9 protein-coding genes are annotated in these 11486 nt (G+C 66.1%); 1 reads left to right on the top strand and 8 read right to left on the bottom strand.

Annotation, left to right across the window (positions count from 1 at the left end; genetic code table 11):
• Positions 1–18 precede the first annotated feature (18 nt).
• From Cte04_RS18215 to Cte04_RS18180, 8 genes are all read right to left on the bottom strand, one after another.
• A complete protein-coding gene (locus Cte04_RS18215; RefSeq protein WP_066481958.1) occupies positions 19–504 on the bottom strand; it encodes a MarR family winged helix-turn-helix transcriptional regulator in 486 nt (161 codons plus the stop codon).
• Between the two features lie 174 nt (positions 505–678).
• The gene (locus Cte04_RS18210; RefSeq protein WP_066481955.1) at positions 679–1371 is read right to left on the bottom strand and encodes a DUF3334 family protein; all 693 of its coding nucleotides are present in this window, start codon (positions 1369–1371) and stop codon (positions 679–681) included.
• Positions 1372–1625: 254 nt separating this feature from the next.
• The gene (gene proX, locus Cte04_RS18205) at positions 1626–2585 is read right to left on the bottom strand and encodes a glycine betaine/L-proline ABC transporter substrate-binding protein ProX (protein WP_066482309.1); all 960 of its coding nucleotides are present in this window, start codon (positions 2583–2585) and stop codon (positions 1626–1628) included.
• A gap of 221 nt (positions 2586–2806) precedes the next feature.
• A complete protein-coding gene (gene proX, locus Cte04_RS18200; protein ID WP_083526735.1) occupies positions 2807–3883 on the bottom strand; it encodes a glycine betaine/L-proline ABC transporter substrate-binding protein ProX in 1077 nt (358 codons plus the stop codon).
• 152 nt (positions 3884–4035) lie between these two features.
• Positions 4036–5103 carry a glycine betaine/L-proline ABC transporter substrate-binding protein ProX gene (gene proX / locus Cte04_RS18195; RefSeq protein ID WP_083526734.1) on the bottom strand — a complete coding sequence of 356 codons (1068 nt, stop codon included), beginning with the start codon at positions 5101–5103 and terminating at the stop codon, positions 4036–4038.
• Positions 5104–5153: 50 nt separating this feature from the next.
• Positions 5154–6440: a glycine betaine/L-proline ABC transporter permease ProW gene (gene proW / locus Cte04_RS18190; protein WP_066481945.1), complete on the bottom strand. Its 1287-nt coding sequence runs from the start codon at positions 6438–6440 to the stop codon at positions 5154–5156.
• Positions 6441–6455: 15 nt separating this feature from the next.
• Positions 6456–7730 carry a glycine betaine/L-proline ABC transporter ATP-binding protein ProV gene (proV, locus tag Cte04_RS18185; RefSeq protein WP_066481936.1) on the bottom strand — a complete coding sequence of 425 codons (1275 nt, stop codon included), beginning with the start codon at positions 7728–7730 and terminating at the stop codon, positions 6456–6458.
• Between the two features lie 725 nt (positions 7731–8455).
• Entirely contained in the window at positions 8456–9067 is a 612-nt protein-coding gene (locus tag Cte04_RS18180) for a YqhA family protein (RefSeq protein WP_066481933.1), read from the bottom strand.
• 382 nt (positions 9068–9449) lie between these two features.
• Between Cte04_RS18180 and acs the strand changes: the two genes are divergently transcribed.
• Entirely contained in the window at positions 9450–11444 is a 1995-nt protein-coding gene (acs, locus tag Cte04_RS18175) for an acetate--CoA ligase (RefSeq protein ID WP_066481931.1), read from the top strand.
• Positions 11445–11486 lie beyond the last annotated feature (42 nt).

Genomic DNA, 11486 nt, shown 5'->3' with positions numbered 1-11486 from the left:
AGCGGGACCTTGGGGCCGTCACGGCCCGGGCGGTTCGGGCTGCATGCCGTCCATGGCCGCGAGCAGGGTCTGCAGCAGCGCCAGCGCCGCGTCCACGCTTTCGGGGGCGATATCCCGCATCGCCTCGGAGCGCGCCGCGGCCACCACCTGCTTGACGGCCCGCACCTGGGCCTGGCCTGCGGTGGTCAGCTGGATGCGCTTGACGCGGCGGTCACTGTCGTCAATGCGCTCCACCCAGCCCTGGACCGCCAGGCCGTCGATCAGGCGCACCACGGAGGAGCTGTCCAGGCCCAGCGAATGCGCCAGATCCTTTTGCCGCATCGGGCCGTGGCCGTGTTCCAGGTGCAGCAACGGCAGCCACAGTGCCTGGGTCAGACCCATGGGGGCAAGCAGCCGGTCCAGCGTGCGGCGCCATTGCTTGTTGACCTTTGCCATGGCGAACATGAGCTGGCGCTGGCGCTCCTCCAGCGGCGTGGCGGCCGGCGTAGGCGTGGGTGCGGTCATGGAAAATCGAAGGTATGCAAATAGTTGGTATTCAAATTATTTGGCAATCGGCATATCGCGGTCGGCCATGGGGTCATGCCGGCAGGCGCATAAAAGGGGACAGGCAAAGAAAAAGCGACCCGCAGGTCGCTTGGCCGGGAGCGGGCGCAAGGGCCCGGGCTCAGAGGCGCGGGCTCAGAGGCCCAGGGACTTGAGCAGGTCGTCGGTTTCGTCGGCCTGTGTGGCCACGGCGGCCGCCGGCGCGGCGGCGGGAGCATGCTGGGCCTGGGCCATGAGCGCGTCGGGATCGGGCTTTTCCTGGGGCTCGAAGTCCACGATCTTGATGAACTCCGTGTGATCCACGGCCATTTCCAGGTAGAAGATGTTGTTGTTGCCGGTATAGAAGGTCACCCGGCGGGCCTCGGGGGCGTCGAGGTTGGCGTCCACGCTGAGGTTGACCTGCTTGTTCAGGCGGATCATCTTGGGCTGGCTCTGCGTGATATGGGTCTGCATCTCGCGCTGCACCTTGCTGGTGAAGTCGCCCACCACCTGGTTCATGAGTTCGCCCATGACGTTGCTGACCTCGTCCGAGGTGTAGGAGCTGGCCAGGTCGCTCTCGGCCATGCCCATGGACAGCAGGTAGCTGCGGTACAGCTCCATGGCGGCATCGGCCGAGAAGTTGATGATGATCAGGCCCGAGAAGCTGCCGTCGATCAGCACGAAGCAGCCGATGTCGGGCTTGAGGCTGGTCTTGGTGATGCGCTGCACCATGCCCGAGTACTGGATGGGGCACTGGGTGGCGACCTGCAGCACGCGCGAGACGGAGTTGCACAGGCTGACGAGCACGTCTTCCGTGCGGTGGATGATGGGGGCGTTGTGTGGGCTCATGTTCGGACTTTGGATCTGCCCGATTATGGGCATGGATTGCATTTTCGAGACTTTTTGTTACCTCTATCGGCCAAACCGGCCGATTCTTCAGCCCCAGAAGCCGGGCGGCCGGCGCTTGCCCGGGCACGAAAAAGCACCCAGGGCCGGGAGGCGCGGCCGGGTGCTATGAATAATGAAGCTGCTGGCGCTTGTACTGCATTGTTTCCATGGAAAATGAGGCCTGAAACCAATGCATGAAGTGCGCTGAACGCTTCTTATTTGGGAGCGGTTGCCGCGGCCCGGGCTTCGTCGATCCAGCCGTCAAAGGTCTGCTGGTGGGCCTTGATCCAGCTGTCCACATGGCGGCTCACGTCGGCCGGGCTGCTCTCGCCCTGGCGCATGCGCATGTTCTGGGCGTTGATGTCCTCGATGGGCAGCTGCATCACGGCAAACAGCCGGGCGGCCGCGGGGTTCTGGGCGGCCCAGGCCTTGTTGGCCAGGATGTACTGCTGGTTGAGCTGGAAGCCGTAATTCTTGCCATTGGGCAGCCGGGTGTCGTCGTCGCCGGTCGCGCCCGGGATGTTGGGCACTTCTAGCCAGCTGACTTCCTTGCCGGGGCGCAGCACGGTGTTCACCCAGAACGGCGTCCATACGTAGTAGAGGATGGGCTTGCCGTTCTTGAAGCGGGTGATGGTGTCGGCAATCAGTGCCTGGTAATTGCCCTGGCTGTGGGTGATGGAGGCCTCCAGCCCCAGGGCCTTGAGATGCTTGTTGATGGCCAGCTCGCAGCCCCAGCCGGGGTTGCAGCCCGTCAGGTCCGCCTTGCCGTCGCCGTTGGTATCGAACAGCGCGGCCAGCTGGGGGTCCTTGAGCTGCATGATGCTGGTGATCCTGTATTTGTCGGCCGTGGCCTTGTCGATCAGATAGCCCTGCACGGCGTTGCGCGAATAGACGCCCGCGCGGTAGAAGGCCTTGTCGCCGCCGTTGCTCTCGTAGAAGGAACGGTGCAGCGGCATCCAGTGCGTGGCGGTGAAGGTGGCGTCGCCCTGGGCGACGGCCACGTGCTGGGTGCCGTTTTCCAGGCTCTTGACGGGCAGGACCTTGTAGCCCAGCTTTTCCAGCGCGCGCGAGACCAGCTCGGTCTGGAAAATCTCCTCGTCCACGGTTCCCTTGACGGGCTGCACCGTGATGCCCTTGCCGGGCAGGGCCGGCTTTGCGGCCTCGGCCCGGGCCATGCCCGGGGCGTACAGCGCGGCTGCCGCGCCGGCCGCGATCAGCAGGCTGCCGAGTGCCTTCACGGCCTGGTGGTGTGGACGAACATGGATGGCAAACTTTGCGGGCTGCATGGCGTGTCTCCTTTGCAATGGGTGCCTACCCCGGAATCGGCGGGACGGAAAAAGCGGGTGCGTGAAAACGGAAGCGGCGCCCGCCACCGGGCAGGCGCCGTGCCGGGGCATCAGGCCTGGCGGGCCGAGCGGTGGGCGGCCCGGGCCTGGGCGATCCAGCCGTCGAAGGTCTTCTGATGGGCCTTGATCCAGTTGTCCGCATGGCGGTTGATGTCGGCGGGCTTGTTCTCGCCGTCATGCACCAGGCGGTTTTGCAGGCTGATGTCGCCGATGGGAATCTGCATGGTCTCGAACAGCTTGCCGGCCGCGGGATGCTGCGCGACCCAGGCCCTGTTGGCCACGATGTGCTCGTTGTTGAGCGGAAAGCCGTAGTTGCGGCCGTTGGGCAGCCGGGTGTCCAGCTCCGACTGCACGCCGGGCATGGAGGAGAACGGCACCTGCAGCCAGACCACTTCCTGGCCCGGGCGCAGCACGTTGCTGAGCCAGTAGGGCGTCCAGGCGTAATAGAGCACGGGCTTGCCGGCCTTGAAGCGGGCCAGCGTGTCCGAGATCAGCGCCGGGTAGTTTCCCTGGGTGTAGTGCACCGTGTCCTTGAGCCCGAAAGCCTCGATCTGGTGGTAGACCACGGCCTCGCCGCCCCAGCCCGCATTGGGACCGATGAGGCTGGCCTTGCCGCGCCCGTCGACGTCGAAGAGCCGGGCCAGCGCCGGGTCCTTGAGCTGGTCCAGGCGGGTGATGCCATGCTTTTCGGCCGTTCTCCTGTCGATGATGTAGCCCTGGGCCGCGCCCGCCGCGTACACCCCCTTGCGCGAGAGCTTGGCGTCGCCGCCTGCCTGCTTGTAGAACTCCGAATGATGGGGATTCCAGTGGTTGGCCATGAAGGTGGCATCGCCGCTGGCCACGGCCACATGGATCAGCGGGTAGTCCAGTTCCTCCCACGGCCTGACCGTGTAGCCCAGGCGTTCCATGGCCTTCATCACCAGCAAGGTCTGGAAGTTTTCCTCCACCAGCGCGCTCTTGAGCGGCTTGACCGTGACGCCCTGGCCGGGCAGCTCCTCGGCCGCCCGCGCCGGCAGGCCGGCCAGGCCCAGCATGGCGGCGGCCGCGCCGCCTGCCAGCAGTTCGCGCCGGCGGCTGCCCGCCATGGCGGGGCGATGGGAAGTCATGGTGTGCGCGGTCTTTGTCATCCTTGGGTTTTCTCCTTGTGTGTCGATGCAGTGGTCCGGGGAAAGCGGGCGGCACTCCGGCAAAGGCGTTCCTTCGGCATGGGGGCCTGGTGCGCCCGGCAATGAAAAACGGCGCCCGGACATGCATCCGAAAGCGCCGTGAGCTGCGGGGATCAGGACTTGCGGGCTGCTGCCTTGGCCTGTTCGATCCAGCCGTCGAAGGTTTTCTGGTGGGCCTTGATCCAGGCATCGGTGTGGCGTTCCACGTCCGACATCTTGTTCTGGCCCTGGCTCATCATGTAGTTCTGGGCGTTGATGTCGCCCACGGGCAGCCGGATGATTTCAAACAGCCTGGCGGCCGCGGGGTTCTTCTCGGCCCAGGCCTTGTTGGCCACGATCTGCTGGTTGTTGGCGATGAAGCCGTAGTTCTTGCCGTTGGGCAGCTTGGTGTCGGTGCCGGCCTGTTCGCCGGGCAGCGAGGAGAACGGCACTTCCAGCCACACCACGTCCTTGCCGGGCTTGAGCACATTGCTCACCCAGTACGGGGTCCAGGTGTAGTAGAGGATGGGCTTGCCGGCCTTGTAGCGCGTGATGGTGTCGGCCATCAGCGCCGAGTAGGTGCCCTGCTTGTGCGTGACGGTGTCGCGCAGCTTGTAGGCCGTGAGCTGGTGCTCGATCATGGCCTCGCAGCCCCAGCCGGGCGTGCAGCCCGTCAGGTCGGCCTTGCCGTCGCCGTCGGTGTCGAACAGCTTGGCGATCTCGGGGTTCTTGAGCTGGCCCAGATTGGTGATCTTGTGCGCGTCGGCGGTCTTCTTGTCGATCAGGTAGCCCTGGGCCGCATTGGCCGAGTAGATGCCCTTGCGGTAAAGCTTGGCATCGCCGCCGGCGTTCTTGTAGTAGTCGGCGTGCAGCGGATTCCAGTGGTTGGCCATGAAGGTCGCGTCGCCGTTGGCGATGGCGATGTGGGCCGTCGGGTATTCGACTTCCTTCATGGGCTTGACGTCGTAGCCGAGCTTTTCCAGGGCCTTCATGACCAGCAGGGTCTGGAAGCTCTCCTCGGCGATCGAGCTCTTGAGCGGCTGTACCGCCACGCCCTTGCCCGGCAGATCGCCGGCCGCATCGGCCGCAAAGGCGCTGGTGCCCACCATGGCCACGGCCATGGTGGCGGCGGTGGCGCTGGTGAAGAACCAGCGGCCCAGGCTGTGGCGCAGGTTCCGGGTGGCTTGCTTGTCTTGCTTCATGCTTGCTCCTTCTCGTATCGGGTTGTCTGTGTCGGATGTCGGGGCGGGTTTCACGCCTGCGAGGCCGCAGGGCCCAGGGGCTTGGGCGCTTGCTGCGTGGCAGCGGCGGTGGCTGCCGGCGCAGGCTCGCTGCGTGGCGCGGCGGCCTTGGGCGTGCCGCGCAGCAGGCGGATCACCAGACCCACGGGGCCGCCATGCCACCAATGGGCGCCGCCGCGCCGGGGCTCACCCATGGCCTGGGTGATGCGGTCGAGCACGATGGCCAGCAGCACGATGCCCAGGCCGCCGACGGTGGCCAGGCCCATGTCCAGGCGGCCGATGCCGCGCAGCACCATCTGGCCCAGGCCGCCCACGGCGATCATGGAGGCGATCACCACCATGGACAGCGACAGCATCAGCGCCTGGTTGATGCCGGCCATGATGGACGGCATGGCCAGCGGCAACTGCACCTTCCACAGCAGCTGGGCAGGCGAGGCGCCATAGGCACGGCTGGCCTCGATCAGATCGGGGCGCACCTGGCGGATGCCCAGGTTGGTCAGGCGGATCAGCGGCGGCAGCGCGAACACGATGGTCACGATCACGCCCGGCACGTTGCCGATGCCGAACAGCATGACCACGGGCACCAGATAGACGAAGGCCGGCGTGGTCTGCATGGCGTCGAGGAAGGGGCGCGTCCAGCGCTGGGCGCGGTCGCTCGAGGCCAGGAAAATGCCCGCGGGCAGTCCGATGATCACGCAGAACAGCAGCGAGGTCAGCACCAGGGCCAGCGTGACCATGGCGTCGGGCCAGATGCCCAGCAGCGCCACGACCAGCAGCGACAGCACCGTGCCCACGGCCAGCGTGCGGCTGGCGAACTGCCAGGCCAGCAGGGCGATGATGAGCGTGAGCACGGGCCACGGCACGGCCAGCAGCACATCGGTGACGCCGGTCAGCGTGGCGTCGATGGGCGCGCGCACGCTCTGGAAGAAGGGCCGGAAGTGGTCGACCACCCAGGACAGGCCGTCGTTGATCCAGCCCTGCACGGGCAGGCCGTCGGTGGTGATCTGGTGCCACAGATGGGCCAGGCCGCCGTCGTCGCCGGGCGTGCCTGCGGACGCCGGCGCGTTGAGCCAGTCGGTGTTGGCGGCCCCGCCGGCGGCGTCGCCGCCGCTCCAGGCATCGGTGCCGGCGTCGGGGCTGGCGGAGGATGCCGCCCAGGGATCGGCATCGGCGGCGCCAGTGGCCGCGGCGTCAGGCGCGTTGCCCGTATCTGCGGGCACGGAGGCTGCGGCCCAGGGATCGTCGGTCACGGGAGGCGTGTTGTCGGCGACCGGGGTGTTCTGCGTGTTCTCGTTCAAATCTGTCCCTCCTTCTTACTGTGCGGCGGCTTGCGGCTGGTAGTGCGCATCGAGCTTGACCGGTGGAATTTCCTTTTGCGGCGGCGGCACGGGCGGCGTGTCGCGGTCCAGGAACTTGAGCATGGTGGTGCGGCTGATCACGCCCAGGTACTTGCCGTCCGCATCCACCACGGGCAGCGGGCAGGGCGGCGAGGCCACGGCGCCGAACAGGTCGGCCACGGGCGTGTCGCTGGCAATGGACTGCACATCGGGAATGAAGGCATGCTGCAGGCCCAGCGGGCCCTGGTGTCCGCGCAGCGCATCGCGCAGCGACTGGGAGGACACCACGCCCAGGAAGCGCTTGCGCGCATTGAGCACATAGGCATGGTCGCGGTCCGAGTCCTCGAGCAGGCGCAGGGCGGCGCGGCAGCCGCGGTCGCTGTGCTCGGAGATCACCGTCAGCGCCTGGCGCGCGATGTCGGCGGCCTTGAACACGGCCGCCGTGTCCACGCCGCGGACGAAGTGGCGCACATAGTCGTTGGCCGGGCTGCGCAGGATCTCGTCGGGCGTGCCCACCTGCACCACCTGGCCGTCCTTCATGATGGCGATGTGGTCGCCGATGCGCATGGCCTCGTCCAGGTCGTGCGAGATGAAGACGATGGTGCGGCGCTTGATCTGCTGCAGGCGCAGCAGCTCGCTTTGCATCTCGGTGCGGATGATGGGGTCCAGCGCCGAAAAGGCTTCGTCCATCAGCAGGATGGAAGGATCGGACGCCAGCGCGCGGGCCAGGCCCACGCGCTGCTGCATGCCGCCCGACAGTTCGTCTGGATAGCTCGCGCCCCAGGCGCCCAGGCCCACCTGCTCCAGAGCTTCCTGCGCCTGCTTCTGGCGCGTGGCGCGGTCCACGCCGGCCAGCTCCAGGCCGAAGGCCGTGTTGTCCAGCACCGTCAGGTGCGGCATCAGCGCAAAGGACTGGAACACCATGGAGATGTCCTTGCGGCGCAGCGCGCGCAGGTCCTTGTCGGAGAGCCGGTTGATGTCCTGGCCGTCCACGAGGATGCGGCCGCTGGTGGGGTCGATCAGGCGGTTGAGCATGCGCACCAGCGTGGACTTGCCCGAGCCCGACAGGCCCATGACGACGAAGATCTCGCCGGCTTCGATGGTGAAGTTGGCGTCGAACACGCCGATGGACTGCCCGGTGCGGGCAAGAATGTCCTGCTTGCTCACGCCTTGCTGGACCAGGTCGAGCGCGGTTTTCGGATCGTCGCCGAAGACCTTGAAGACATGGTCGATAACGATTTGCTTGGCCACTGTGGCGTTCTCCTTTGTTTATTCGGGATGGAACACAGTCCGGCGCACGGACGAGCCGTGTGCCGGCGCACAAGCCAAAATGAAAGCCCTGATGCCGCAGCCCGGACCGCGCAAGGCGGGGGGCATTGCAATAGCGTATGAACGCCGGCTCGACAGCCCGGATGGCACAAGCGGTGTGTGCGCAAGGGCTGGAACAGACGAGAAGACGGCAGCGGGCAGTCGCACCGGACGGGCGCGCTGCAAGCGGGCTGCACAAAGGCTTCTCGGACAGGCCATCCCCGGCACGGTCGGCCGGGGAGACCCCCTCACATCAGGGCCATGTTTCGGCCCGGTTGACGGGGCTGCGCCAATGAAGAAATTGACACAACGATCCGCCGGGAAAGTGGATCTGCGCGTCCGGACACACGCAGATTACCTGCTCGGCAGGTTGTAAACGACTATTTAATATATGCATTCCATTCTTTTTTGTCAAAGAATGAATGGCAAAAAATGTTCCAAAACGGCCCTTCATCCACCGTGAAACACCGGCCTGAGCCGGCCTTTATTGCAAAAACGATAGCTTCAGACGCCTGATTTGAAAGGCTTTGGATGGCATCTTCCTGCATTGTGCAGTCATCGTCAGGAAAGGGAAAGGCTTTGCGCGCCAACACCCGCCGGACCATGAAAAAAGCCCCGCATTGCGGGGCCTGGGCTTGGCGCGAGCCGCCTGCTGCGGCGCCCCGGGTTCAATGATGGTGGCTGGTGAGCCGGTCGGTCAGCGCGATGGCCAGCGCGCTGAGCAGGAACACCACATGGATGATGGTCTGCCACATCAGCACCTGCACCTCGTAGCTGCCGGCGTTGATGAAGGATTTGAGCAGATGGATGGAGCTGATGCCGATGATGGACAGTGCCAGCTTGACCTTGAGCACCGAGGCGTTCACATGGCTGAGCCATTCGGGCTGGTCCGGATGGCTTTCCAGGCCCAGGCGGCTCACAAAGGTCTCGTAGCCGCCGACGATGACCATGATCAGCAGGTTGGAGATCATGACCACGTCGATCAGCGCTAGGACCACCAGCATGATCACGGTCTCGTTGAGTGCGTGCAGCGGCACGTCGCTCTTGTAGCCGATATTGGTGACCAGGGCCTGCAGCGCTTCCTGGTTGCCGAAGACGGCCTCGACCAGATGCCACAGCTCGACGAGGAAATGCCAGACATAGACGGCCTGGGCGGCGATCAGGCCCAGATACAGCGGCAGCTGCAGCCAGCGGCTGGCGAAGATCAGCGTGGGCAGGGGGCGCAGGGCGCCGGAAGGCAGTCCGGCGGAGGACGGATGGTCGGAAGGCAGTTGGCTCATGGGCGGTATTTCCGGGAATGGGGAAGTGCGCGCCGGTGCAGGGCGGCTGCCCGGGCGTGCAGGAAACAAGGTGCCAGGCCTGCGGCTGTAGTGTCGGATATAGCGGGCTGGCGCCATGCCGCGCGTGCCTTGCCGGGCAGGAAAGCCCGGTGGCATCGCGGCCGGCGCGCGATTTTAAGGGCGCCGGACCGCGGCCGGGACGGTGGCTGCAGGCCGGGTTGGCCACCTGCTAGCACCTGCTGGCACGAAGGCCGCCCACGGACGCCGCTGCCCCGCATCAGGGCGACAATGCCGAATGTGATTTCAGTCAGTGGGGTGTAAGACCGACCCTTGACAGTATGCCCACAATAATTTCATTGCTTCGCTTTAGGAGACGACAAAGATGAGCACCGCGACATCCCCCATCGAATCGGTTCTGGTGGAAAACCGTGTTTTCCCGCCGCCCGCCGGCTTCAGCGCCAAGGCTGCCGTATCCGGCATGGATCAGTACCAGGCGCTGTGTACCGAGGCCGAAAAGGACTACCAAGGCTACTGGGCCCGCCTGGCACGCGAGAACGTGGTCTGGACCAAGCCCTTCACCCAGGTGCTGGACGACAGCAACGCTCCGTTCTTCCGCTGGTTTGCAGACGGCGAGCTCAATGCCAGCGCCAACTGCCTGGACCGCCATATCGGCACGCCCGTGGAGCACAAGACCGCCATCATCTTCGAAGCCGATGACGGCCAGGTCACCAAGGTCACGTACCGCGAGCTGCTGGAACGCGTCTCGCAGTTCGCGAATGCGCTCAAGGCCCATGGCGTGCAAAAGGGCGACCGCGTGCTGATCTACATGCCCATGACCATCGAGGGCGTGGTCGCCATGCAGGCCTGCGCGCGCATCGGCGCCACGCACAGCGTGGTCTTCGGGGGCTTCTCGGCCAAGGCCGTGCAGGAGCGCATCGTCGACGTGGGCGCCTCGGTGGTGGTCACGGCCAACTACCAGATGCGCGGCGGCAAGGAGCTGCCGCTCAAGGCCATCGTGGACGAGGCCCTGGCGCTGGGCGGCTGCGAAGGCGTGCGCCATGTGTTCGTGTACGAGCGCACCCCCACGGCCTGCGCCATGGTGGCCGGCCGCGACAAGACCTTCGGCGAGGTGCTGCAGGGCCAGAGCACGGAGTGCGCGCCGGTGGCCGTCGAGGCCGAGCACCCGCTGTTCATCCTCTACACCAGCGGCTCCACGGGCAAGCCCAAGGGCGTGCAGCACGCCACGGGCGGCTACATGCTGTGGGCGCGCCAGACCGTGAACTGGACCTTCGACCTGAAGGACAGCGACGTGTTCTGGTGCACGGCCGACATCGGCTGGATCACCGGCCATACCTATGTGGCCTATGGCCCCCTGGCCGCCGGCGCCACGCAGATCGTGTTCGAAGGCGTGCCCACCTATCCCAACGCCGGCCGCTTCTGGCAGATGATCGAGCGCCATGGCTGCACCATCTTCTATACCGCGCCCACGGCCATCCGCTCGCTGATCAAGGCGGCCGATTCCGACGAAAAGGTGCATCCGAAGAACTGGAACCTGTCCAGCCTGCGCCTGCTGGGCAGCGTGGGCGAGCCCATCAATCCCGAGGCCTGGATGTGGTACCACAAACATGTGGGCGGCGAACGCTGCCCCATCGTGGACACCTTCTGGCAGACCGAGAACGGCGGGCACATGATCACGCCGCTGCCGGGGGCCACGCCGCTGGTGCCGGGCTCGTGCACGCTGCCGCTGCCGGGCATCGCCGCGGCCATCGTCGACGAGGCGGGCAACGACATGCCCGACGGCGCGGGCGGCATCCTGGTGGTCAAGAAGCCCTGGCCCAGCATGATCCGCACCATCTGGGGCGACCCCGAGCGCTTCAAGAAGAGCTACTTCCCCGAGGAGCTCAAGGGCTACTACCTGGCTGGCGACGGTGCCGTGCGCAGTGCCGACCGCGGCTACTTCCGCATCACGGGCCGCATCGACGACGTGCTCAACGTCTCGGGCCACCGCATGGGCACCATGGAGATCGAATCGGCCCTGGTGGCCAAGACCGACCTCGTGGCCGAGGCCGCAGTGGTAGGGCGCCCCGACGACCTGACCGGCGAGGCCATCTGCGCCTTCGTGGTGCTCAAGCGCGGCCGCCCGCACGGCGAGGAGGCCAAGCAGATCGCCAAGGAGCTGCGCGACTGGGTGGCCAAGGAAATCGGTCCCATCGCCAAGCCCAAGGACATCCGTTTCGGCGAGAACCTGCCCAAGACCCGCAGCGGCAAGATCATGCGCCGCCTGCTGCGCTCGCTGGCCAAGGGCGAGGCCATCACCCAGGACACCAGCACGCTGGAAAACCCGGCCATCCTGGAGCAGCTGGCCGACACGCACTGACGCGTCCCCTGCGCGGCAGACGCCACGCGCTTTCCTGAAGCC

The organism is Comamonas terrae (assembly GCF_001544075.1).
GTDB lineage: Bacteria > Pseudomonadota > Gammaproteobacteria > Burkholderiales > Burkholderiaceae_C > Comamonas > Comamonas terrae.
The sequence above is the reverse complement of the archived record's forward strand: the minus strand, read 5'-3'. Positions and strand labels throughout refer to the sequence as shown.

Bases quoted from the DNA above. Each gene is read 5' to 3' on its own strand.
- proX (WP_066482309.1), bottom strand. From the start codon at position 2,585: ATGGCCCGGGCCGAGGCCGCAAAGCCGGCCCTGCCCGGCAAGGGCATC.
- acs (WP_066481931.1), top strand. From the start codon at position 9,450: ATGAGCACCGCGACATCCCCCATCGAATCGGTTCTGGTGGAAAACCGT.
- Cte04_RS18210 (WP_066481955.1), bottom strand. From the start codon at position 1,371: ATGAGCCCACACAACGCCCCCATCATCCACCGCACGGAAGACGTGCTC.
- Cte04_RS18215 (WP_066481958.1), bottom strand. From the start codon at position 504: ATGACCGCACCCACGCCTACGCCGGCCGCCACGCCGCTGGAGGAGCGC.
- proX (WP_083526735.1), bottom strand. From the start codon at position 3,883: ATGACAAAGACCGCGCACACCATGACTTCCCATCGCCCCGCCATGGCG.
- proX (WP_083526734.1), bottom strand. From the start codon at position 5,103: ATGAAGCAAGACAAGCAAGCCACCCGGAACCTGCGCCACAGCCTGGGC.
- Cte04_RS18180 (WP_066481933.1), bottom strand. From the start codon at position 9,067: ATGAGCCAACTGCCTTCCGACCATCCGTCCTCCGCCGGACTGCCTTCC.